General features: G+C 67.0%; 23 protein-coding genes. 8 read left to right on the top strand and 15 right to left on the bottom strand.

Going from position 1 to position 23820, the window contains the following annotated elements; genetic code table 11:
- Positions 1-52: 52 nt before the first annotated feature.
- Positions 53-1447: a leucyl aminopeptidase family protein gene (locus tag LL06_RS06840; RefSeq protein ID WP_035524087.1), complete on the bottom strand. Its 1395-nt coding sequence runs from the start codon at positions 1445-1447 to the stop codon at positions 53-55.
- 141 nt (positions 1448-1588) lie between these two features.
- Between LL06_RS06840 and LL06_RS06835 the strand changes: the two genes are divergently transcribed.
- Positions 1589-2404 (top strand): tetratricopeptide repeat protein, encoded by an 816-nt coding sequence (locus LL06_RS06835; RefSeq protein ID WP_035524084.1) that lies wholly within the window; start codon positions 1589-1591, stop codon positions 2402-2404.
- Between the two features lie 237 nt (positions 2405-2641).
- Here LL06_RS06835 and LL06_RS06830 read toward each other — a convergent pair whose 3' ends face one another.
- The 10 genes from LL06_RS06830 to LL06_RS06785 form a co-directional block, all read right to left on the bottom strand.
- Positions 2642-3655, bottom strand: coding sequence for a type II secretion system F family protein (locus tag LL06_RS06830; RefSeq protein WP_035524081.1), 1014 nt, complete (start codon positions 3653-3655; stop codon positions 2642-2644).
- A gap of 13 nt (positions 3656-3668) precedes the next feature.
- On the bottom strand, positions 3669-4679 hold the full coding sequence (locus tag LL06_RS06825) for a type II secretion system F family protein (protein WP_035524078.1): 1011 nt from the start codon (positions 4677-4679) through the stop codon (positions 3669-3671).
- Between the two features lie 13 nt (positions 4680-4692).
- Positions 4693-6198, bottom strand: coding sequence for a CpaF family protein (locus LL06_RS06820; RefSeq protein WP_035524075.1), 1506 nt, complete (start codon positions 6196-6198; stop codon positions 4693-4695).
- Between the two features lie 27 nt (positions 6199-6225).
- Positions 6226-7509: a CpaE family protein gene (locus LL06_RS06815; RefSeq protein ID WP_035524072.1), complete on the bottom strand. Its 1284-nt coding sequence runs from the start codon at positions 7507-7509 to the stop codon at positions 6226-6228.
- 40 nt (positions 7510-7549) lie between these two features.
- On the bottom strand, positions 7550-8251 hold the full coding sequence (locus LL06_RS06810) for a CpaD family pilus assembly lipoprotein (protein WP_035524069.1): 702 nt from the start codon (positions 8249-8251) through the stop codon (positions 7550-7552).
- A gap of 14 nt (positions 8252-8265) precedes the next feature.
- Positions 8266-9750, bottom strand: a complete 1485-nt coding sequence (locus tag LL06_RS06805) for a type II and III secretion system protein family protein (protein WP_035524066.1) — start codon at positions 9748-9750, stop codon at positions 8266-8268.
- 8 nt (positions 9751-9758) lie between these two features.
- Positions 9759-10562 (bottom strand): Flp pilus assembly protein CpaB, encoded by an 804-nt coding sequence (gene cpaB / locus LL06_RS06800; protein WP_035524063.1) that lies wholly within the window; start codon positions 10560-10562, stop codon positions 9759-9761.
- Between the two features lie 277 nt (positions 10563-10839).
- Entirely contained in the window at positions 10840-11355 is a 516-nt protein-coding gene (locus tag LL06_RS06795) for a prepilin peptidase (protein ID WP_035524060.1), read from the bottom strand.
- 119 nt (positions 11356-11474) lie between these two features.
- Positions 11475-11660, bottom strand: a complete 186-nt coding sequence (locus tag LL06_RS06790) for a Flp family type IVb pilin (protein WP_035524057.1) — start codon at positions 11658-11660, stop codon at positions 11475-11477.
- Between the two features lie 249 nt (positions 11661-11909).
- Positions 11910-12095 (bottom strand): Flp family type IVb pilin, encoded by a 186-nt coding sequence (locus tag LL06_RS06785; RefSeq protein ID WP_035524117.1) that lies wholly within the window; start codon positions 12093-12095, stop codon positions 11910-11912.
- A 347-nt stretch (positions 12096-12442) separates the two neighbouring features.
- Here LL06_RS06785 and LL06_RS06780 point away from each other — a divergent pair, with 347 nt between their 5' ends.
- The 3 genes from LL06_RS06780 (at position 12443) to LL06_RS06770 (ending at position 14247) form a co-directional block, all read left to right on the top strand.
- Positions 12443-12859, top strand: a complete 417-nt coding sequence (locus LL06_RS06780) for a pilus assembly protein N-terminal domain-containing protein (RefSeq protein WP_035524053.1) — start codon at positions 12443-12445, stop codon at positions 12857-12859.
- 189 nt (positions 12860-13048) lie between these two features.
- Positions 13049-13630: a TadE/TadG family type IV pilus assembly protein gene (locus tag LL06_RS06775; RefSeq protein WP_244447063.1), complete on the top strand. Its 582-nt coding sequence runs from the start codon at positions 13049-13051 to the stop codon at positions 13628-13630.
- Positions 13631-13674: 44 nt separating this feature from the next.
- Complete coding sequence (locus LL06_RS06770) at positions 13675-14247, top strand: TadE/TadG family type IV pilus assembly protein (protein ID WP_161784942.1); 573 nt, start codon at positions 13675-13677, stop codon at positions 14245-14247.
- Positions 14248-14259: 12 nt separating this feature from the next.
- Here the strand turns inward: LL06_RS06770 and LL06_RS06765 are convergent, their stop codons facing one another.
- Positions 14260-15204, bottom strand: a complete 945-nt coding sequence (locus LL06_RS06765) for a PhnD/SsuA/transferrin family substrate-binding protein (protein ID WP_035524046.1) — start codon at positions 15202-15204, stop codon at positions 14260-14262.
- 131 nt (positions 15205-15335) lie between these two features.
- Here LL06_RS06765 and LL06_RS06760 point away from each other — a divergent pair, with 131 nt between their 5' ends.
- From LL06_RS06760 to LL06_RS06745, 4 genes are all read left to right on the top strand, one after another.
- Positions 15336-16556 (top strand): phosphopentomutase, encoded by a 1221-nt coding sequence (locus LL06_RS06760; protein WP_035524044.1) that lies wholly within the window; start codon positions 15336-15338, stop codon positions 16554-16556.
- Positions 16553-17521 (top strand): adenosine deaminase, encoded by a 969-nt coding sequence (locus LL06_RS06755; RefSeq protein ID WP_035524042.1) that lies wholly within the window; start codon positions 16553-16555, stop codon positions 17519-17521. Before LL06_RS06760 ends, LL06_RS06755 begins: the two co-directional genes overlap by 4 nt.
- A 176-nt stretch (positions 17522-17697) precedes the next feature.
- Complete coding sequence (gene upp, locus LL06_RS06750) at positions 17698-18327, top strand: uracil phosphoribosyltransferase (protein ID WP_035524040.1); 630 nt, start codon at positions 17698-17700, stop codon at positions 18325-18327.
- Between the two features lie 168 nt (positions 18328-18495).
- Positions 18496-19050: a TIGR02281 family clan AA aspartic protease gene (locus LL06_RS06745; RefSeq protein ID WP_035524038.1), complete on the top strand. Its 555-nt coding sequence runs from the start codon at positions 18496-18498 to the stop codon at positions 19048-19050.
- A gap of 88 nt (positions 19051-19138) precedes the next feature.
- Here the strand turns inward: LL06_RS06745 and deoA are convergent, their stop codons facing one another.
- Genes deoA through deoC form a run of 3 tightly spaced genes read right to left on the bottom strand, consistent with a single transcriptional unit; the run spans position 19139 to position 23762 of the window.
- Positions 19139-20449: a thymidine phosphorylase gene (gene deoA / locus LL06_RS06740; RefSeq protein ID WP_035524035.1), complete on the bottom strand. Its 1311-nt coding sequence runs from the start codon at positions 20447-20449 to the stop codon at positions 19139-19141.
- 9 nt (positions 20450-20458) lie between these two features.
- Positions 20459-22852, bottom strand: coding sequence for an aldehyde dehydrogenase family protein (locus LL06_RS06735; protein ID WP_035524032.1), 2394 nt, complete (start codon positions 22850-22852; stop codon positions 20459-20461).
- Positions 22853-22862: 10 nt separating this feature from the next.
- Positions 22863-23762 (bottom strand): deoxyribose-phosphate aldolase, encoded by a 900-nt coding sequence (deoC, locus tag LL06_RS06730; protein ID WP_052161272.1) that lies wholly within the window; start codon positions 23760-23762, stop codon positions 22863-22865.
- Positions 23763-23820 lie beyond the last annotated feature (58 nt).

Genomic DNA, 23820 nt, shown 5'->3' with positions numbered 1-23820 from the left:
TCCGTTTTATACTGACCGAAACGATCCGCGCGCGCAAGCCGCCTGCCCTCTCTCACGCCGGATGGCGGCGCGCGATCACCTCGAACAGGGCGCGGATGCCTTGCGCCTCGCCGCCCTGGGGCGCGTGCGGCTTGTCCTTGGGCGACCAGGCGAAGATGTCGAAATGGGCCCAGCTCGTCCCCGGCGCCACGAAGCGCTTGAGGAACAGCGCAGCGGTGATCGAGCCGGCGAAGCCGCCCGCGGGCGCATTGGTGAGGTCGGCGATCTTGGCCTTGATGTCGGCCTCGTAGGGCCGGTAGAGCGGCATGCGCCAGAGCGGGTCGACCACCGACCCCGACGCCGTCGCGAGTTCGCCCGCCAGGTCCTCGTCGTCGGTATAGTACGGCGGCAGGTCAGGCCCGAGCGCCACCCGCGCCGCGCCCGTCAGCGTCGCCATGTCGATGAGCAGCCCGGGCGCCTCCTCGCAGGCGTAAGCGAGCGCGTCGGCCAGCACCAGGCGGCCTTCGGCGTCGGTGTTGTCGATCTGCACCGTCAGCCCCTTGCGGCTGGTGAGCACGTCGCCGGGCCGGAAGGCCGAGGCCGAGATCGAGTTCTCGACCGCCGGGACCAGCACCCGCAGATCGACCGGCAGCCGCGCGTCCATGATCATCAGCGCCAGCGCCAGGACATTGGCGGCCCCGCCCATGTCCTTCTTCATCGTCAGCATCGAGGCCGAGGGCTTGATGTCGAGGCCGCCGGTGTCGAAGCAGACGCCCTTGCCCACCAGGGTCAGTTTCGGCGCGCCCTTCTTTCCCCAGCGCAGTTCGAGCAGGCGCGGCGCCTGGGCCGCCGCCCGGCCGACGGCGTGGATCATCGGGAAGCCCTTCGACAGGAGGTCGTTGCCGGCGACGACGGCGACCTTGGCCTTGTAGTGTCTGGCAAGCCCGCGGAACGCCGCCTCCAGCGCGTCGGGTCCCATGTCGTTGGCCGGCGTGTTGACCAGGTCGCGGGCAAGGCCGACGGCCGCCACGGTGCGTCGGATGGCGTCGGCGTCGGCATCGGCCGGAAGCACCAGGCGCGGACCTTCCGGCGCCGGCTTGCGGTAGGCCTCGAACCGGTAGGCGCCCATGCCGAAGGCCAGCGCCATCACCGGGCCCGATATCGGCGAGGTCTCGATGTGCCAGTCGCCCTTGGGCAGGGCGCGGGCCAGCGTGCCGCCGATGAAGGGATGGCATTCGCCCTCCTCGCCGAGCCCGAACAGCGCGCCGGCGAGCTTGCCGTGGCGGTTGGGGACGAGCAGCACCGCGCCTTCGGCGGCCTTGAACCCCGCCGTCTTCGCCCAGGCCAGCGCCGTCTTGTCGAAATGGCCGCGGTCGATGTCGGCCCGGGACACGGCCCAGACGGGCAGGGTCTCGCCGGACATGGCCGCGAAGGGGGATGGGCGATCGATATGGGAAAAAGGCGGCATGGGTTCTCCTTGGGTCCTTCGCGGCGGCGAGCCGGGAATCAGTCGTTAACTCTTGATTAGGGTTAACAGATTATTGCTTGAGCGAAGACTGTGGCGCCATCCGCGCCGGATCGCCTCGCACTCGTAACCGGGATCAGCCCCATGTCAGTGACCCTTTCACGCTCCCTCCTCGCGCACCGGCTGCTCGGCGCGGTCTGCATCGCCGCGCTCGGGCTCTCGCTTTCGGGCTGCGCCTCGCAGGGCCGGCTGACCACCGGGTCGGTCCCCTCGCTCAACAAGCCGCTGGCGACGATGAACGCGACCGAGCTGCACTCCGCCGCCGACAGCATCGGCAGGGCCTATGACCGGAACCCCAAGGACGCGGCGGTGGGCATGCAATACGCCTCCGTGCTGACCATGGGCGGCCGCGCCGAACAGGCGCTCGCGGTGATGCAGCAGATCGCCATCCACAATCCCACCGACCGCACCGTGCTCGCCGCCTATGGCAAGGCGCTGGCCGGCGCCGGGCAGTTCGAGAAGGCGCTCGACGCGATCCAGCGGGCCCAGACCCCCGACCGTCCCGACTGGCAGCTCCTGTCGGCGGAAGGGGCGATCCACGACCAGCTCGGCGATCCCGCCACCGCGCGGGGGCGCTACCGCAAGGCGCTCGACCTTCAGCCCAACGAACCGACGATTCTGTCCAATCTCGGCATGTCCTATGTGCTGCAGGGGGACCTGAGAACCGCCGAAACCTATCTCGCCACCGCCGTGCGGCAGCCGGGCGCCGACAGCCGGGTGCGCCAGAACCTGGCCCTGGTGGTGGGCCTGCAGGGCCGCTTCGCCGAAGCCGAGAAGATCGCCAGCGCCGAACTCTCCGCCGAACAGGCCGCCGCCAACGTGACCTATCTGCGCGCCATGCTGTCCCAGCAGAACGCCTGGAACAAGCTCAAGGACACGGACAAGAACGCCACCAACTGATCTCGCCGTCACGGCCGGCGGTCCGCGCGGCACCTTGCCGTCGAGGGGCGGCATTGCCGCGCCCGAAGCCGCGGCGAAAGCATCCTCCTTGAAAGATCTTCGCGCCTGCTTCGGCATGCGCCCGACCGCCGGCGAGCGCCGGCCAACGTCTTCCCGTTAAGTGACCTTTGCGTCGCCCATCCGGCCCCGTGCGCCAAAATCCGGCCGCGGCGAGCCGCCGCGCCGGAGCGCTTCCCTCTATTGCGGCACGCCGCCCGAGAAATTGTCCATGACCTGGATCGCGGCGGGGCCGAGGATGACGCCGATCAGCACCGGCAGGAAGAACAGGATCATCGGCACGGTGAGCTTCGGCGGCAGCGCGGCGGCCTTCTTCTCGGCCTCGGTCATGCGCTGGTCGCGGCTTTCCTGGGCCAACACGCGCAGGGCCTGGGCGATCGGCGTGCCGTAGCGCTCGGACTGGATCAGAGCCTGGGTCACCGACTTGACCGCGTCGAGCCCGGTGCGGCTGCCCAGGTTCTCGAACGCCACGCGGCGGTCCTGGAGATAGGACAGTTCCGCCGTGGTCAGCACGAATTCCTCGGCGAGCGGCGGCGATTGCACGGCGATTTCCTCGGCCACGCGCTTCATCGCGGCTTCGATGGAGACGCCCGATTCGACGCAGATCAGCATCAGGTCGAGCGCATCGGGCCAGGCCAGCTTGATCGAGGTCTGGCGCTTCTTGGCCTGGTTGGAGACGAACAGGTTGGGCGCGTAGAAGCCGGCATAGGCGGCGACGATGCAGGCCAGCATGCGCACGGTGAACGGCTTGTCGGCCAGGTTCTCCAGCACGAAGACATAGACGATCGAACCGGACAGGAAGACGAAGGGCAGCACGAACCGGGCCAGCAGGAACATGTTGAGCGCGTTCTGGGTGCGGTAGCCGGCGGCGCGCAGCTTGGCGACCGTGGCGTCGTCGGCGAGCGCGGTCTTCAGGTTGAGCCGCTCGACGAGTCCGCGCACGGAGGCATTGTTGTGCGAGCGCAGGCCGGCGCTCCGTTCCCCGGCGCGGGCCTGTTCGGCGTTGAGGCGGGCGCGTTCGCGGGCGCGGATCTCGTCGCGCTCGAGCGCCGCCGATTTCATCCGCGCGTCGAGGTCGCCGCGCTCGAAATAGGGCGCCATGATGGTGAACAGCGTCGCGAACACCGCCACCGAGACGAGGATCGGGACCAGATAGGCCGGGTCGGTGAGGGAAGAGAGAATGGCTGAGAGCATGGTTCGCCCGCCCCTAGATGTCGAAGTTGATCATGTTGCGCATCACCATGATGCCGATCGACATCCAGATCGCCGAGGCGCCGAGAATGAGGTGGCCGCGGCTGTCGGTGAACAGGATCGTGATGTATTCGGGTGAGGTGAGATAGACCAGCGTCGCCACGATGAAGGGCAGCGCGCCGATGATCGCCGCCGACGCCTTGGCCTCCATCGACATCGCGTTGATCTTGCCCTTCATCTTCTTGCGTTCGCGCAGCACCTTGGACAGGTTGCCGAGCGCCTCCGACAGATTGCCGCCGGCCTGGGCCTGGATGGCGATGACGATGGCGAAGAAATTCGCCTCAGCCAAGGGAATGCGGGTGTAGAGCCGGGTGCAGGCCTCGGGCACGCTCAGGCCCATCTGCTGGGCCTCGACGACGCGCTTGAACTCCGTGCGCACCGGCTCCTGGCCCTCGGAGGCGATCATCCGGATGGCGTCGTTGAGCGGCAGGCCGGACTTGATCGACCGCACCATGATGTCGAGCGCATTGGGAAATTCGTTGAGGAACGCCTTCATCCGGCGGCCGCGCAGGAAGCCGATGATCCAGCGCGGCAGGCCGGCGCCGAAGATGACCACCACGCCGCCAGCGACCGGCAGGCTGCCATAGGCGACGAAGGCCAGGAAGCCGAACAGCAGTCCCAACACCAGCGAGAACAGGTAGAACTGCCGGACGGAAATGCCGAGGCCCGCCTGGGCGATGCGCTCCTTGAGCGCCGGGGACCGGCGGCGGTCATTCTCCTTGTTCTTCTCCTCGAGCGTCTTGAGCGAATCCTGGACGGATTTGCGCCGCTTGTTGACCTCGTTCAGCCGGTCGCGCGCCGCCAGCGCCTTGGAGCGGTCGGTCTCGGCCGCCTTGACCCGGTTGACGCGACCCGCCGCTTTGCGCTCGCCCTCGATCCTCGTGTAAAGCACGCCATAGCCCAGCGCGCCCGCGGAGAGCGCGGCGAGGCCGATGATGGCGAGTACCACTGTATCCAGACCAAACACGAGGGGCGTCTCCTTACGAGGTGATTTTTTCCATGGCGTCGAGCGCGGCGGCGAGCCGCTTGTCTTCCCCGTAGTAGCGGGCGCGATCCCAGAAATGCGGCCGGCCGATGCCGGTGGAGCGGTGCTCGCCGATGATGTTGCCGTTGGCGTCTTCGCCCATCATGTCGTATTTCATCAGGTCCTGGGTGATGATCACGTCGCCTTCCATGCCGATCACTTCGGTGATGTGGGTGATGCGGCGCGAGCCGTCGCGGAGCCGCGCGGCCTGGATGATCACGTCGATCGAGCCCGAGATGATTTCGCGTACGGTCTTGGCCGGCAGCGCGAACCCGCCCATGGCGATCATCGATTCCATGCGGCTCAGGCATTCGCGCGGCGTGTTGGCGTGGATCGTGCCCATCGATCCGTCATGGCCGGTGTTCATCGCCTGCAGAAGGTCGAACACCTCGGGGCCGCGGACCTCGCCGACGATGATGCGCTCGGGACGCATGCGCAGGCAGTTCTTGACCAGGTCGCGCATGGTGATCTCGCCTTCGCCCTCGATGTTGGGGGGCCGGGTTTCGAGGCGCACCACATGCGGCTGCTGGAGCTGGAGCTCGGCGGAGTCCTCGCAGGTGATCACCCGCTCGTCGGCGTCGATATAGGCCGTGAGGCAGTTGAGCAGCGTGGTCTTGCCGGAGCCGGTGCCGCCGGAGATCACCACGTTGCAGCGGACGCGGCCGATGATCTGCAGGATCACGGCGCCCTCGGGCGTGATGGCGCCGAATTTGACCAACTGGTCGAGCGTCAGCTTGTCCTTCTTGAACTTGCGGATGGTGAGCGCGGTGCCGTCGATGGCGAGCGGCGGGGCGATCACGTTGACGCGGGAACCGTCGGGAAGACGGGCGTCGCAGATCGGGCTCGATTCATCGACGCGCCGGCCGACCTGGCTGACGATGCGCTGGCAGATCGACAGAAGCTGGCTGTTGTCGCGGAACCGCACATCGGTTTCCTGCACCTTGCCAGCGACTTCGATGTAGGTCATGCCCGCGCCATTGACCATGATGTCGGCGATGTCGTCGCGCGCCAGTAGCGGCTCCAGCGGGCCGTAGCCCAGCACGTCGTTGCAGATGTCGTCGAGCAGTTCCTCCTGCTCGGCGATCGACAGCGCGAAATTCTTGATCGTGATGATGTCGTTGACGATGTCGCGAATTTCCTCGCGGGCGCTTTCGGCGTCGAGCTTGGCCAGTTGCGACAGGTCGATGGTGTCGATCAGCGCCGAGAAGACCTGGCTCTTGGTGTCGTAATAGGCTTCGTTGCGGGCCTGCTTGCGCTTGACCGGCGGCTCGTCGCGGCGGGCCGCGGGCTGCTGTGGCTTAGCGGCGGACTGGGCCGCAGCCGGCGCCATGGACGCCACGGCCGGCGCCGACGGCTTCGCCTCGGGCACGGACGTCACCTGCGTTTCGGCATGGACCATGGGCCGCGCCACCGGTGCGGCTGGCGGCTTGCCTGATCCATCATTGCTGCGTTTGCCGAACATGTTGCGTTCCACTCCAGACTTTCGGTTTTACTTGCGGCCGAGCAGGCCCATCAGCGACGACAACCCGGCCTTCTTGCGCTTCTTGGCTTCCGCCCTGCCGGTGACGACATGGGCGATCTGCGACAGCGCCTCGGCGACCGCGGACTTGGCGGCGGATTCGCCGATCATCAGGCCGGAATTGGCGGCTTCGCCGAACAGCATCGCGTCGAAGGGAATGATGGCGAGCGGTTCGATTTCCAGCGGATCGCAGAACACGTCGGGGGCGATTTCCGGCCGCTTGGCCATGCCCACCTGGTTGAGGATCAAGAGCGGCTGCCTGTCGTTGGGCCGCAGTTTGCGCAGCGTGTCGAACAGGTTCTTGGTATTGCGCAGATTGGCGAGATCGGGCGTCGCGGTGATGACGATCTCGTCGGCGGCACACAGGACCTTGCGGGTCCAGTCCGTCCAGATGTGCGGCACGTCGAGCACCGACACCGGCGCGTTGCGCTGGATGATGTCGAGGATCGGCAGGAACACGTCGCCGGAGAAATCATAGGTCCGGTCCAGCATCGAGGGCGCCGCGAGCATCGACAGATGCTCCGAACACTTGGCGAGCAGGCGGTCGAGGAACACCTCGTCGAGCCGGTCGGGCGAATACACCGCCTCGGCGATCCCCTGCGTCGGATCGTTGTCGAAATTCAGATTGGCCGTGCCGAAGGCGAGGTCGAGATCGGCCAGGATGACTTCGCTCGAGAACAGGTTGGAGATGCTCCAGGCGCAGTTGTGGGCGATGGTGGAGGAGCCGACGCCGCCCTTGGCGCCGACAAAGGCGATCGAGCGGCCGAGCGGGGCCGCGTCCGGATCGATGAAGATGGAGGAGATGACGCCGATCACATCGGCCATCGACACCGGGGCGACGATGTATTCGGAAACGCCGTTGCGGACCAGTTCGCGGTACAGCGACACGTCGTTGACGTGGCCCACCACCACCACGCGGGTGTCGGGATCGCACACGGAAGCCAGGTCGCCGAGCTCCTCGAGCAGCGTGTGCGCGTCGGCGCGAGTTTCGAGGATCAGCAGGTTCGGCGTCGGCGAACCCGCGAACATGTTGGCGGCGGCCGAGACGCCGCCCGAGGTGATGCGCAGGTTGACCTTGGCCATGCGCCGGTCCTGGGAACAGCGCTCCATGGTCTTGGCCAGGCCTTCGGATTCGACGAAGGCATGCACCGAGATCCGGGGCAGCGGGCGGATCCGGTCGAAATCGCCCCGCTCCGGAGCGGGTTCTGCCTCCGGCTGCTTTGCCGGCTCGAGCTCGTAGTCAAGGTTGGTCATCTGCCTGTCCTGCTTTCAATACTCGGCGTGGCGGCGCGCATCACAGCGCAGCGCCGTTTGTACGATAGGAGTCGATCACGTTTGCGCGGCGCGCGGCATCGATCGGCGTGGCCCCGCGCGGCGTCAGCAGATCGCCGGGATTGGCGATCTGGGCAGCCATGTTGTTCTGCGTGGCGCAGCCGAAATTGGCGTAATGCTTGTTGTCCGAGCCGTTGGCGAGCATGTCCTCCGGCCAGCGGCCGCATTCATTGGTCGAGGCGGCGATCGCCATGAAGCTGATGCGGATCGGGGCCGCGTCATTGGCGGAGCCGGCCTGGTAGAGCGAGGAGATGATGCGGTCGCCGGGAATGCCCTGGCTGCGCAGCACGTCGGCCACCTCGCGCACCAAAAGTGATGCGGCGGCGGAATTGACCGAGCCGGAGGGCGCCATGATCCGCACCGCGCCCGAGGCGCTGCCGCGGTATTCATTGGCCACGCCGCGGATGGATTCGCGCATGGAGATTGTCAGTTTGCGGTCCCCGGACGCGACCGGCAGATCGAAGACGCGCTCCTTTTCCGACACGATGATCGGGTGGTTAGTGCGGTAGTCGTCGGGAATGGCGCCGACGGTGACGCTGGTGCCGCGCCCGGCGCATCCGGAAAGCAGGAGGGCGGCCAGGCCGAGCGACAGGGCGATCGACGCGGAGCGACCGGTCCGCTGTGCAGTGTCGGGGCCCGAAAGGGCAAAGGTATTGGTTTGCATCGGATGTCCCCTGATCACTTGTAGATGAAGCCGACGGCGCCGTGGTAGCGGCCGGGCTGAAGATCGGTTTCCATGTGCCCGTAGACGCGGTTGACCCGACCGAGGAAGAAACCCGCGCCGTCGCTGGGCGGATTGAAATTGTCGTCGGGACGCGCCAGCGCGTTGCGCGCCACCGGCTTGACCAGATAGGGCGTGGCGATCACCACCAGTTCGGTCTCGACGCGCGAGAAGGACTTGTTGCGGAACATGGTGCCGAAGACCGGGATCTTGTTGGCGCCGGGCACTCCCCTGGTGTCCTGCTGGACATTGTCGCGGACCAGGCCTGCGAGCGCGATCGAGCCGCCGGAGGGAAGCTCGACCGAGGTCTCGATCTGCCGTTTGCGGAATTCGGTGGTGGCTCCCTCGGCCAGCGGCTCGGAGACCTCGGTGGAGATCTTGAGGCTGATGCGGCCGGCCGACAGCACGACCGGGGTGAAGTTGAGCTTGATGCCGTATTCATAGCTCTGCGTGGCGACCGAGCCGTTGGGCTGGAAGACGTTGCGCAGGATCTCGCCGCCGGAGGTGAAGGTGGCGCTTTCGCCGGAAATCGCCGTCAGGCTCGGCTCGGCCAGGGTGCGGATCACCTTGGCCTGCTCCATCGCGTTCAGAACGCTTTCGATGCCGTATTTTCCGAGCGAGCCGGTGATGGTGCCGCTGATTCCGCCGCTGGCGATATTGGCGGCGTTGTTGAGCGTGAGCACGTCGACGCCTGAACTGTTGGAGACGGAATTGTTGAACCCGAGCTGCTTGAGCACCTCGCGGCTGACTTCCGCGACGGTGATCTTCAAGGTCACCTGATCCTCGCCGTCGATCTTGAGCAGGTTGACGATCTGCGACTTCTGCCGGCCTTCGGCGAAGATCGCCGAGGTGCCGCCTTCGGTGCCGGCGGCAGTGATCTCGCGGGTCGTCGCCTCGCCGCCGGTCAGGAAGATCTGGGCGAGATTGGCGGCCTGGGCCGCGTCCTGGGGGGTGCGCACCGAGCCGGTTAGGACGATGTTGTCGGAGATGATCTCCACCTTGATGTCTGAATCGGGCAGGAAGCGGGCCAGATGCGCCTGAAGCCCGGAGACATCGCGTTCGATCTCGAGATCGATGGCGACGATCTCCTCGCCGCTCGGGCCGAAGATGAAGATGTTGGTCTGTCCCACCGTCTTGCCGAACAGATAGAGCCGGCGCGAGGTGCGGGTCACCGCATCGGCAAGGCTCGGATCGGCCACGAGGATGTCGTGGGCGTCCGTGGGCAGGTCGATGACGATGGCCTTGTTGAGGCCCAGCTTGATCCGCTTGGTGGCGCCGGGGCCGGTCTGGCTGATCCGGATGACGCTTTCCGCAGCCCCGGCCGCGGCCACGAGACGGCCGCCGGACGGCTCGAGCGCGACGCCCGCGAACACGGCGGTGCCCACCAGCGCAAAGCCGGTGATGGATGACAGGAGCGATTTTGCAATGTGACGCACGTTCATTCTCCGCTTCAGTTGGTGGCGCCAACTTGGGTTATGGTGCCGGAGCGGATCAGCTGGATGGCTGTCGAGCCGTCTTCGCCGCTCAAGAGATATTCCGCACCGCCGCCGTCAGCCTCCTGAACGTCGGCGATGCTGCGCAGGACAAGGGTCAACCGGTCGGCCATCTGCTGTGCAACGGTGATGATTTTCGATTGATCGGGATCGAGCTCGAGGGTGGCCGTGGTTCCGACCGCGGTGCGGTTGCCTTCGGCGTCTTCCTCGATGCGCTGGTCGATCGCCAGGACCCGGATATTGGAGAGGATGACTTCGGTAAGAAATCCTTCCGCCCCGGTCTTCCGGCGCACCATGATCACGTCCACCCGGTCGTTGGGGAGGATGAAGCCGCCGGCGCTGGTGGCGACCGAGATCTCCGTGGCGACGGCGCGCTTGCCGGCCGGCAGCAGAGACGACATGATCCGCGACGACGAATCGACGATCTTTTCGGGCCGGAGCGGCTCGCCGGCGAAGACCGGCAGGCGGACGACCGCGCCGGTGAGCTCGGTGATCGCTTCGGGACGGACGTCGCGTCGGATCAGGCCTTCGACCAGGCCGTCCTCGGGCCAGCCCTTCCACTGCATCGTTTCCTCGTTCAGGCGCGAGCCCACCGGCAGGCTGGCGGAGGTCACCAGCACGTCGATGGTCGGCATCTTCTCGATGATCGGCTCGGAGGAGGTTTCCTGGACCGTGGGGGAGGTCAGGTTCATGGCCAGATACCCGGCTAGTCCTGCGGCGAGGACTGCCACTGCCATGATGACGACGCGGGCGGGTTTCATGCTGTTTCCTCAAGCGAGTATTGGATCGGCTCGCCGCAGAATGCATGTGCAATCGTGTAATTATGGTTAATGACCCGCTAGCAAACAGGGTTAACGCAAAATTGCCAGGGCGCGGGCGGCGGGCATCTGCCGGAATCGGCGCTCGACGAGAGGCGGCCGGCTTATGCCGGCCGATGGCCGGCGTGCCGGACCGGACGCGGCCCGGGCATGGACAGCGACCCGGCGGGAACCGACTCTGCGGAGGAACGGGAGGAACGGGGCGCGGGCGGCGGGGCCGTCAGTAGAGCTGGCTCAGCGCCTGCTTGAAGATCTCGGTGTCCGGATAGGTGGAGAACGCCGCCGCGCCGATGGCCACGCCATAGGGAATTCCGGCGCGCGCCTTGAAGAAATGCATCGGGATCGGAAACGGCGAGGCCAGAAGCACATTCTGGTTGGCGCGGATCATCAGCACGATCAGCGCCAGGAAGCCGCCATAGATCCCGGTGATGCCGAGAAATGCGACGAGATCGATGTTGAAGCCGAACCACAGCGCTGCGGCGCTCAGCATCTTGGCGTCACCGCCGCCCATCACGTTCAGCGCGAACAGCGCGAAACAGCCGGCAAACACGCTCAGCGCGGCGATCAGCGACCAGCCGAAGGTGGCGAGGTCCATGCCGCTGAACGGGGCGACCACGAAGAAGGACGCCGCCAGGATGAGCGAGACGCGGTTGGGGATCTTCATGGAGATGATGTCGCAGAACGCCGCCATCGCCATGCACAGCGGAAGAATGACAAAGATTGCGGCCTCGACCATCGGCTTGCTCCTGGATTTGGTCCGATTCTACCCGGCAGTCCTTAAGGAAAGGCAACGACCCCACGAGAAAAGCCGCCCCGGGAGGCGGCTCTCGACTTCGTTCAAGTTCCTGCCGGCGATTACGGATGCATGCTGTTTGCAGTGGTCATCTTGGTCGACAGGCTGTTGAACTGGTTGCTCAAGGTGTTGCCCAGCGTGGTGGCGCCGGTGATGAGCGCGACCGAAATGAGGGCTGCGATGAGGCCGTACTCGATGGCGGTCGCGCCGGATTCGTCCTTGACGAAACGTTCAAAAAGGGTCTTCACGGGTTGCTCCTTCAATCCAATGTGGTTTCAGCACTCCTCCGGCGGCTTCGGCCGGTCGGATGCGCAGATGGTAAGAGAAGGCGTTTTCAAACCGCTTAACAAACACGGTTAGCAAAATCTTGCAGGGCGTCTGGCAGCGGCATGGTTAACGGAGCGTGAACCAGAATCCGGGCGCGCCGGGCGCAAGAAGACATGACAAAGCCGCCCCGAGGGGCGGCTTTCAGGTTCCGGTCAAGACCCTGCCGGCGATTACGGATGAATGCCGTTTGCGGTGGTCATCTTGGTCGACAGGCTGTTGAACTGGTTGCTCAGCGTGTTGCCGAGCGTGGTGGCGCCGGTGATCAGCGCAACCGAAATCAGGGCTGCGATGAGACCGTATTCAATGGCGGTGGCGCCGGATTCGTCGTTGACGAAGCGTACGATGATGTTCTTCATGGGATACTCCTTGATCCACACTGTGGTTTCAGCACTCCGTCAACCGTTACCGTTGATCAGATGATCGCAAGCTACACCGGGGACTTTGCAATCTGCTTAAGGAAGGTGGTTAGCAAAGTCTTCCACCGCGATGACCGCCCGACTGGTTAACGAAACCGGAGCGTCCGGCAGGCAAGCGGCGCTTCGCGACGCCACTTTATAATGGCGGCCGCCGCTCCGCCCGGCTGCCGGGGCTGGTCCACCTGGGCGCCGCCGCGGTGATTTTGCCGCGGGCCGGGTCTTCTTAAAGCTTCATTCACCAATCCCGGCGATTTTAGAGGCCATATGTCCAAACCCGAGGAAACGGCATGACCCATTCCATCCCTGTCCGACGCCGGTTCATGCATGTCGCAGGCGGCCTGGCCCTGGCCCTGCTGTCGTCGGTTCCGGCGCAGGCCGCCGAGGACGTGATCCGGGTGTTCATGGACCATGCCCGCATCCTCAAGCTCGACCGCATGGTTTCCAAGGTCATCATCGGCAACGCCAATGTCGCCGACGTCACCGTCTCGGACCCGCAGACCATCGTGCTGACCGGCAAGTCCTACGGCACCACCAACCTGGTCATCCTCGACCAGGCCGGCGACGCGATCGTCGACGAGCGCATCCTGGTGTCGGTCGACGAGGCCAACACGCTCCGGGTGTTCAAGCAGACCTCGCGCTCGGTCTACTCCTGCTCGCCGTCCTGCGAGGAGCACGCGATCACGGCGGCCCCGGCCAATCCCTGACCCTGATCCCGGCCCCGGCGGCGTCTCCGGGTTGACGATCGGTTAACCACGCCCGACGTCTTGTGGGGATTGACGTTACGAATATTCAACTAGTTTGTTCTAGTTTCGGCCGCTGGCAAACCTGTGTCAGGGAGTCCGAAGATGCATCTCGACGATCAAGCAAATCAAGAGCCGGTTCCGCCGCGGCGGATGCGGCGGCTTGCCTCCCGGTTCCGCCGGTCGAAGGACGGCACCGCGGCGATCGAATTCGGACTGCTGGCGTTTCCGTTCTTCCTGCTGATTTTCGCCACCATCGAGGCCTTCATCGCCTTCGCCGGCGAGCAGCTCCTGGAAAACGCCGTCGACACCCTGAGCCGGCAGATCCGCACCGGCCAGATCACCGTCGGCCTGGGCCGTGCCACGGATCTCACGGAAGCGCAGTTCCGCGCCAAATTCTGCGGCGAGATCAGCCTGATGATCAAATGCGTCGCCGAGGAAGACCCGGACGACCAGAAGCTCTATCTCGACGTCCGCGAATTCGCGAGCTTCGCGGCCATCCCGAACTACATCCCCAAGACCAACAACGACCAGTTCTCGGACCTCGACCCCTCCGATTTCGGCTACGACCCCGGCGGGCCCAAAAGCATCAACATCGTCCGCGCCTATTACCGCTGGGAGGTGATGACCGACCTGGTGCGGCCGTTCATCACCAATATCCGCAAGGACGGCGAGATGCCGCGCGACTACCTGATGGTGGCCACCGCCGCGTTCCGCAACGAGAACTACCCGTGAGCGGCCAGCGGGACAGACGCGGCAAACCACAAGGGAGCATGGCCATGACGGGAGTCCTGATCGAACTGAAGCGAGCCGCGCGCAGGCTCCGCGGCGACCGGTCCGGCGTGGGCGCGGTGGAATTCGCGCTGATCGCGCCGGTGCTGATCGTCCTCTACATGGGATCGCTGGAAGTCTCCGTCGCCATGTCGGTCAACAAGAAGCTGGCGCGCGCCGCCAGCACCGTGGCCGACCTCGTCACCCAGGACGAAACGGTCAACAAGACCTTCCTCACATCCATGGTCAATGTGGCGCAGAGCGTGATGACGCCGTTCCACTCCGACGGCATCAAGGTGAAGATCACCGGAATCGCGATCGACGCCTCGGGCGTCGGCAAGGCGACGTGGTCCTGGCAGCAGGACAACACCAAACCCTACACGGCCGGGTCGACGCAGGCGCTGCCCACCGATCTGGCGATGCCCAACACGTTTCTGGTCCGCACCGAAGTCGAGGTCGATCACGACCTGCTGCTGGTCATGCCCGGCATCCAGGACATCGACATGCGGACGCTGCACATGAAGAAGACCTACCACCTGCGCCAGCGCGTGGGAAACAGCGTGACCTGCTCGGACTGCTGAGCCGGGCCCGCCTCAGCGCGCGGGCAGCGCCGCCGCGTCGGTGCCGGCCAGTCCCTCGACCAGGCCGCGGACATTGCGGTAGTCCTCCGGATCCGGCGCGGCATAGCCGCCGCCATAGACCGGTTCAAAAATATCCAGCAAGCCCGGCGCCGAGGCCGGGATCCGGTCGAGAAAGCCGCCCAGCGCCTCGACCAGGTCGTCGGGCAGCGAGCGCAGCACCGCATGCGGCCCGTAGGGGATGCGCTGCGACGACCACAGCATCCTGAGCGGCTCGGCGCCGGCGATGGCCGGCATGTTCCAGCCGCCGAACACCCGCGCCACGTCTGCGCCCGCATCTCCGGGACTGTCGGGGATCCAGGCAAAGAACCCGTCCACCTCGCCGCCGGCGTAGAGCGCGATCACCGCGGCGACGCTGCCGGCGCGGACGAGCTGCGGGGCGTCGAGGCCGCCGGTGCGGATCGCCTGCTGCGGAATGAGCCAGCCGGACACCGAGTCTTCCCGCGAATAGGCGACCTTGAGTTCGGAGACCGGTTTTGCGACGCTGTCGCGGACCACGAGCACCGACCGGAACCCGGTCGATCCATCGGCTGCGACGGGCGTCCGGAACGCCCGGATGCAGCCGCACACCGCCTCGGTGGCGGCGAACGACCGGGTCGAATGGATGGCGTAGCCGACGCGGCCGCTGGCGTGGGCGTCGATCAGCGCCGCGTAGCTGCCCATCCGGACGATCTCGACCGGCACGCCCAGCGCTTCGGCGAAGGCGGCGTCGACCGCGGCGAGCTTGGCGGGATCGACCGCGGCGAGCTGCGCCTCGACAACGCCGATGCGGAGCACGGGAACACTGTCGCGGTAGTCGGCCCGCGCCGGAACCGCGGTCAGGGCGGCCACGGCGAAGCCGGCCAGGAAGAGCATGCGGAAAAATCCGTTGGACATGGCGACCCGCGCAATCGAACTCATGGCCGCCTTATATCACGGCCGATCCGCGATTTGCGGACATGGTGAAAACAAGGTTACCAGGCGGGCCCCATACCCACCCTTCCGGTGCCGCCCGAATCCGGCTAGTTTGCGGGTCACTCGGAGATATCGGCATGGCGCGTGCATTCCTGTTCGTTCTTGATTCTTTTGGCATTGGCGGGGCGCCCGACGCCGAGTCCTATGGCGACCTGGGGGCCAACACGCTCGGCCACATCGCCGAGCAGTGCGCCGCGGGGCTGGCCGACCGGCCGGGCCTGCGCAAGGGGCCGCTGTCGCTGCCGCACATGCAGTCGCTCGGGCTGGGCGAGGCGGCGCTGGCGGCCTCGGGCAACCTGCCCGCCGGCTGGAGCCTGGCGGCCCGGCCGCGCGGCATCCACGGCGCTGCGAGCGAGGTCTCGCGCGGCAAGGACACGCCCTCGGGACATTGGGAAATGGCCGGACAGCCGGTGATGTTCGACTGGGGCTATTTCCCCGACGAAGGACCTGCGTTCAGCGACGAGCTGGTGGCGGCGATCATGGCGGAAGGCAAGGTGCCGGGAATCCTCGGCAATTGCCACGCCTCGGGCACCGAGATCATCGCCCGGCTCGGCGCCGAGCATGTGAGAAGCGGCAAGCCGATCTGCTACACCTCGTCGGATTCGGTGTTCCAGATCGCCGCGCACGAGGAAAGCTTCGGCCTTGAGCGGCTGATCGAGCTCTGCCAGGTCGTGCGCAAGCTGGTCGATCCGCTCAATATCGGCCGGGTGATCGCCCGCCCCTTCGTGGGCTCCGCCGAAGCCGGCTTCGACCGTACCGGCAACCGCCGCGATTTCTCCGTGCCGCCGCCCGGGCCGACCCTGCTCGACCAGGTCAAGCAGAGCCGCCACCGCGTCTTCGGCGTCGGCAAGATCAGCGACATCTTCGCCCACCAGGGCGTCACCGACATGCGGAAGGCCAACGGCAATGCGGCGTTGTTCGAGGCCACGCTGAAAGCTGCCGGGGAGGCATCCGATGGCGATCTCGTGTTCACCAATTTCGTCGATTTCGACATGCTGTTCGGCCACCGCCGCGATGTCGCCGGCTATGCCGCCGCGCTCGAGGCGCTCGACACGCTGCTGCCGCGCTTCGCCAAGCTGCTCAAGCCCGGCGACCTGGTGCTGATGACCGCGGACCATGGCTGCGACCCCACCTGGCGCGGGACAGACCACACCCGCGAGCGCGTGCCGGTCCTGGGCTTCGGACCCGGCGTGGCGGCACGCAGCATCGGCGTGCGCCCGACCTATGCCGACATCGGCGCAACGCTGGCGCGGCACCTGGGCCTGCCCGCGCTCGCCAGCGGAACGAGCTTCCTGTGACCGGCGTCAGGAAGGCAGAGCTGCACTGCCACATCGAAGGCGCCGCCTCGCCGGCGCTGGTCATGGCGCAGGCGCAGAAATACGGGGCCGACGTCTCCGGCTTCATCTCCGGCGACCGCTATGTCTGGTCCGACTTCACCGAGTTCCTGACGGCCTATGACGGCGCCGCGGCGCTGTTCCGCACGCCGCAGGACTACGCGCTGCTGGCCCAGACCTATCTCGAGGGGATCGCCGCCGAGAACGCCATCTATGCCGAGATCTTCGTTTCCCCCGATCATGCGAGCGCCGCGGGGCTGACGCCGGAAAGCTATTTCGACGGCCTCGCCCAGGGCATCGAAGCGGCCAAAGCCTCGACCGGCATCGAATGCCGGATGATCGTCGTCGGCATCCGGCATTTCGGCGCCGAGAAGGTCGAGGCGGCGGCGGGGCTGGCGGCGAGCCGGCCGCATCCTCTGATCACCGGTTTCGGCATGGCCGGCGAGGAGCGCTTCGGCCGTGTCGCCGAGTTCGCCCGCGCCTTCGACATCGCCCGCGACGCCGGCCTTGGCATCACCATCCATGCCGGCGAGCTGGCGGGGCCCGACAGCGTGCGCGATGCGCTCGACCATGTCCGCCCGTCCCGGATTGGCCACGGCGTCCGCGCCATCGAGGACGAGGCGCTGGTGAAGCGCATCGCCGAGGAGGGCGTGGTGCTGGAAGTCTGCCCCGGCTCCAACCTGGCGCTCGGGCTCTATCCCGACATGGCCCGGCATCCGTTCGACCGGATGCGCCGCGCCGGCGTCAAGGTGACGCTGAGCTCCGACGATCCACCGCATTTCGGCTCCTCGATCGGCCGGGAGTACGAGATGGCGGCCGAAGCCTGGGGCTACGACGCCGCGCAACTGACCGCGATCACGCGCACCTCGCTCGAGGCGGCCTTCGTCGACGCGCCGACCCGCGCATTTCTCTTGGGACAGCTTGACTGAAATGGCTCCGGGTGGTTGCCGGAACCGCTCAATCGGTGTCTAAATCAGCATCGGCTTGCCGTGCGCTGCCTAGGCTCTTCCAGGCTGGCGCAGGCGGTTTTCCAGGCGGGACCTCGTCCGCGGATCGATTGTGGTGATCGACGCGGTGTCCGGTCGCAGTTTCGAGGCAGGACAAGATGGACGGCGTCACGATTATCGATCATCCGCTGGTGCAGCACAAACTCACCTTCATGCGCAAGAAGGAGACCTCGACGGCGGGGTTCCGGCGGCTGCTGCGGGAGATTTCAACGCTGATGTGCTACGAGATCACCCGCGATCTCGAACTGACGATGGAGCGCATCGAAACGCCGCTGACCGAGATCGAATCGCCGGTGCTCGAGGGCAAGAAGCTGGTGTTCGCCTCGATCCTGCGCGCTGGCAACGGCCTGCTCGAAGGCATGCTCGATCTGGTTCCCTCCGCTCGCGTCGCCCATATCGGCGTCTATCGCGACCACGAGACGCTGGAGGCGATCGAATATTACTTCAAGGCGCCCGAGGACATCAGCAACCGGCTGGTGATCGTCGTCGACCCGATGCTCGCCACCGGCAATTCCTCGATCGCCTCGATCGACAAGCTGAAGGAACGCGGCGCGCGCAACATCCGCTTCCTGTGCCTGCTGGCGGCGCCCGAAGGCATCCGCAACTTCCAGAAGGCGCATCCCGACGTGCCGATCTTCACCGCCTCCATCGACAGCCATCTCAACGAGAAAGGCTATATCGTACCGGGCCTGGGCGACGCCGGCGACCGCATGTACGGCACCAAGTAGCGCCACGGCCGAGGCGGCCCTGCCGGGCCCGCGAGGATGCAAGGCGGCAAGGACCGGCGTTTGCGCCCGCTTAACCAAACAAACGGATTTCCGGCGCGGCCGGCCCGAATTTTCATGCGCCGTTAGCGTCATGGCTGTTCAATGGGCCGGTAGTTTCGGAGTCCCGGCATGTTCAAGAATCTCTTCCTCATCTCCTGTGCGGTGCTGGCCGTGTCCGGCCTGCCCTATTATGCGCAGGACATCTCGGCCTACCTGTCCACGGAGGCCGGAACGGCCGAAACGGCGCCGCAGCGGGTCGCCGCCTCGGTTCAGCCCGCCGCCGCCAAGCCGCAGGCGCATTATGCGACCGGGGTCCGGGCCGCCAGCATCCCGCTGAGCAAGGAAGGCCATTTCACCGCCGATTTCCACATCAACGGCCGTGCCGTCCGCGGGCTGGTCGACACCGGGGCGACCTTTGTGGCCATCAACCGGTCCACAGCGCGCACGATCGGCCTGGCGCCGGCCAATTCCGATTTCCGGCATGAGGTCCGCACCGCCAACGGCCTGGCCAACGCCGCCCTGGTCCGCATCGACCGCATCGAGGTGGGGTCGGTCACCGTCCACGACGTCGAGGCCTTCGTGCTCGACGACCAGGCGCTGTCGGCGACGCTGATCGGCATGAGCTTCATGTCGAAGCTGCATTCCTACCGCGTCGCCAACAACCGGCTCGAACTGGTCAACTGACGCGCGCGGCCACGCCGAGTCGCCGGCCCGTCCCGCGCGCCCTGCCGGATGCGGCGCACGGACGCCTGACATTCCCCTGTGCTAAAGCCTAGCCCTGGCGGCTCAGAATGGCCGGCGCGACTTCCGGCGCGGCGTCGCCGATCGTCACCGCCTTGCGCATCTGCGCGCGCGCTTGAGCGACCTGCTCCTCGGTGCGGGCGTGGACGAAGGCGATCGGCGTGTCGCGCTCGACCCGCGCGCCGACGGGCAACAATCCCGTCAGTCCCACCGCATGATCGACCGGATCGCCCGGCCGGGTGCGGCCGCCGCCAAGGGCCACGACGCAGAGGCCTACGCCGCGGGTGTCGTAGCCCGTCACATAGCCGTCGCGGCCGGCGGTGAGCGCCGTCTTCAACGGCGCCGCGCCGAGATGCAGGTCGGGAGCGGCGAGGAAATCGGGCGGCCCGCCCAGCGCATGCACCATCCGGTTGAAGATCTCGGCGGCGCGACCGTCTTCCAGCGCGGCGCGCGCCCGGGCAAGCCCGTCCTCCGCGGTCGCGGCCAGGCCGCCCAAAACCAGCATCTCGGCGGCGAGCGCCAGCGTGACCTCGCGGAGGCGCGGATCGCGCGCAGCACCCTTGAGGAAATCGGCGGCGTTCCTGACTTCGACAGCATTGCCGGCGGCGCTCGCCAGGGGCTGGTTCATGTCCGTGACCAGCGCCGTGGTCGGCATGCCGGCGCCGACGGCCACCTCGACCAGCGAGCGGGCCAGTTCGAGCGAGCGCTCGGGCGTGTCCATGAAGGCGCCGTTGCCGCTTTTCACGTCGAGCACCAGGGCGCCCAGGCCCGCGGCGAGCTTTTTGGACAGGATCGAGGCGGTGATCAGCGGCACCGATTCGACCGTCGCCGTCACGTCGCGGATGCCGTAGAAGCGCTTGTCGGCCGGCGCGAGGTTGCCGGTCTGGCCGATGATGGCGCAGCCCACCGAGCCCACCACCTTGCGGAACAGCGCATTGTCCGGCATCGCCTGGTAACCGGGGATCGATTCCATCTTGTCGAGCGTGCCGCCGGTGTGGCCGAGGCCGCGGCCGGAGATCATCGGCACCGCCAGGCCGCAGGCCGCGGCGATCGGCGCCAGCATCAGCGAGACATTGTCGCCCACCCCGCCGGTCGAATGCTTGTCGACCACCGGCCGGTCGAGTTCCGGCCAGGCGAGCACCTCGCCCGAATCGCGCATGGCCAGCGTCAGCGCCACCGCCTCGGCGCGGCTCATGCCCCGGAAGAACACCGCCATCGCCAGCGCCGCGACCTGGCCTTCAGTGACGCTTTCGTCGGTCAGGCCGCGGACGAAGGCCGAGATGTCGGCTGCCCCGAGCTCGCCGCCATCGCGCTTGGTTCGGATGATTTCCTGGGTGAGCATGATGTACCCTCACACGCCGAACGGCGTCCACACGGTCTTGATGCGCACGGCGTGGAACAGGAATTCCTCGCCCTGGCCCTGAGTAGCGTCGAACCAGTCGCGGGCCTTGCCGTTGTTGGCCCACACCGCCTTGAGATTGCCGGCCGATTCGCGCTCGACCAGCTCGGTGCCCTTCGTCCCGCCGAAATACCAGAGTGCTGCGATGTCGTCATGCTTGGCCATCGTGTCGGCGAGCGTGTCGCGGTCGCCGGTGACGATGTTGACGACGCCGCCGGGCACGTCGGAGGTGTCGAGCACCTGGTAGAGATCGCAAGCCGCCAGCGGCTGGCTTTGCGACGGGGTAGCCACGACCCGGTTGCCCATGGCGATCGCCGGCATGACCAGCGAGACGAAGCCCAAGAGCGGTGCCTCGTCGGGGCAGGAAATCCCCATCACCTCCCAGGGCTCGTTGAGCGCGAGCGTCAGCATCCGCTTGTCGGGAGCGCGCACCGCGCCGTCATATTTGTCGGCCCAGGCGGCGTAATGCATGATGCGGGCCACCGAGGCCTCGACCTCGCGCCGGGCGGCCGAGGCCGAAGCGCCGGCGTCGGCAAGCCGGGCGGCGAATTCGGCGGCGCGCAGCTCGAGGTTCTCGGCCAGGAAATAGAGCACCTGCGCCCGGGCGTGGCCGGTCATGCCGCTCCAGGCCGAGGCCTTGTGCGCCGCCTCCACCGCGTTGCGGATGTCCTTGCGGTTGCCCAGGCCCACTTCCGCCAGATGCCGGCCCTTGGGGCCGGTGACGGGATAGGAATAGCCCGAATCGGGCCGCGCCTGCTTGCCGCCGACATAGAGCTTGACCGTGCGGTCGAGCCCGCCGCCCGATGCGGGGCCCGGTGCGGGCGTCGGCGCGGCAAGCGGCGCACTTTCGGGCAGCGCCTTGGCCTTCGCCTGGAAGGCGGGAACCAGGTATTCGCGCATGCCTTCGCGGCCGCCCTCGCGGCCGAAGCCGCTTTCCTTGTAGCCGCCGAAGCCGGCGGAGGCGTCGAACAGGTTGGTGGAGTTGATCCAGACGATCCCCGACTTGAGTGTGCGGGCCGCGTCGAAGGCCTCGTCGAGGTTCTGCGACCAGACCGAGGCGGCCAGGCCATAGCGCGAATTGTTGGCGAGCTGCACCGCTTCGGCGGGCGTGCGGAAGGTCATCGAGGCCAGCACCGGCCCGAAGATCTCCTCCTGCGCCAGCGTCGAGGACGGCGCCACATGGGTGAACAGCGTCGGCGGGAAGAAGCAGCCGCCGCCGGTCGCCACCGTGTGCGCCCAGCTCGGCTGCCACATCTGGCCGCCCTCGGCGATGCCGGCCTTCACCTTCGCGGTGATCTGCTCGATCTGCACCGGGGCCACCACCGCGCCCATGTCCATCGACTTGTCGAGCGGATCGCCGACCCTGAGTTTCTCCATACGGGCGCGCAACTTGTCGTGGAACCTGTCGGCGATGCCTTCCTGGACGATGGCGCGCGAGCCGGCGCAGCAGACCTCGCCCTGGTTGAACCAGATGGCGTCGACGACGCCTTCGATGGCGGCGTCGAGATCGGCGTTCTCGAAGACGATGAAGGGCGACTTGCCGCCGAGTTCGAGCGAGAGTTTCTTGCCGGAGCCGGCAGTCTGGCGGCGCAGCAGCCGTCCCACGGCGGTCGAGCCGGTGAAGGCGAGCTTGGCCACGCCCTCGTGGCCGGCGAGCAGCGCGCCGGTCTCGCCGGCGCCGTTGACGAGGTTGAACACGCCCGCCGGAAGACCAGCTTCAGCGCAGATCTCGGCGAAGGCAATCGCCGTCAGGGGCGTGTGTTCGGCGGATTTCAGCACCACCGTGCAGCCCGCGGCCAGCGCCGGCGCCACCTTCCAGGCGAGCATCAGCAGCGGAAAGTTCCAGGGGATGATCTGGCCGCAGACGCCGACCGGCTCCTGGCCGGGGAAGACGTCGTCGCGGAGCTCGGCCCAGCCGGCGTGATGGTAGAAATGCCGCGCCACCAGCGGCACGTCGATGTCGCGGGTCTCGCGGATGGTCTTGCCGTTGTCGAGGGTTTCGAGCACGGCGAGAAAGCGGGTGTGCTTCTGCACGTGGCGGGCCAGCGCATAGAGATGCCGCGCGCGCTCATTCCCCGACAGCGCCCGCCAGGTCTTGAGCGCCTTCGCCGCCGCATTCACCGCCCGGTCGACATCGCCCGCATCGGCGACGGCCACTTGGGCGAGCTTCTGGCCATTGGCGGGGTTGGACACCGTGAAGGTCTCGCCCTTCACCTTGGTGAAGGCGCCGCCGATGAAGTGGCCGAACCCCGCCTCGTGGCGCGCCAGCCAGGCCCGCACATCGGTGGCGTCCTCGGGCGCGGGACCGTAATCCATGGTGTCGAGAATATCCCTGATCGTGTTCATGAAGCGCTCCTCACGCCAGGCCGTGGCGGTCGGCCGACGAATAGCGGCCGGTCACATTGTGTTCGATCTGGCGTTCGATGTCGCCCAGAAGCGAGCTCGCGCCGAACCGGAACAGGTCGGGCTTCAGCCAGTCGTTGCCGAGCTCCTCCTTCATCAGGATCAGCCAGGCGATTGCGTCCTTGGTGGTGCGGATGCCGCCGGCGGGCTTGAAGCCGCAGACCTGTCCGGTGAGGTCGAGATAGTCACGCACCGAGCGGACCATGGTCAGACTCACCGGCAGCGTCGCGTTGACCGCTTCCATGCCGGTCGAGGTCTTGACGAAATCGGCCCCGGCCATCATCGACACCATCGACGCGCGATAGACATTGGACAGGGTCTTGAGCTCGCCGGTGGCGAGGATCGCCTTCATGTGGGCCTCGCCGCAGGCCTCGCGCATCGCCCGCACCTCGTCGTAGAGCGCCGCCCAGTTGCCGGTCAGCACGTGGCGGCGGGAGATGACGATGTCGATCTCGTGGGCGCCTTCGCCGACGGCGTAGCGGATCTCGGCCAGCCGGTCCTGCATCGGCGTCAGGCCGGCGGGAAAGCCGGTCGCCACCGAGGCCACGGGAATCCCCGATCCCTCGAGCGCCCGGACCGCGGTCGCCACCATCATCGGATAGACGCAGACGGCGCCGGTGGTCAGGCGGTAGTCCTCGAGCCCCAGCGCCTTGACCAGGTCGGCCCGGAGCGGGTTGCGCGCCTTGGCGCAGAGCCGCTCGACCTTGCCCGGCGTGTCGTCGCCGGCGAGCGTCGTCAGGTCGATGCATTCGATGGCCCGGATGAGCCAGGCGGCCTGCCAGGCCTTCTTCACCGTCCGCCGCGCGCCGAGCGTCGCCACGCGCCGCTCGGTGGCCGACAGGTTGACCGACATGGTCTCGAACAGGGCCGGCGTGAAGTCCGTGCCGGCATTGCGGTCTCGGACGGGGGCG

Origin of the sequence: Hoeflea sp. BAL378 (assembly GCF_000759435.1) — a bacterium.
Lineage (GTDB): Bacteria > Pseudomonadota > Alphaproteobacteria > Rhizobiales > Rhizobiaceae > Hoeflea.
This window is presented reverse-complemented; position numbering and strand designations above follow the sequence as displayed.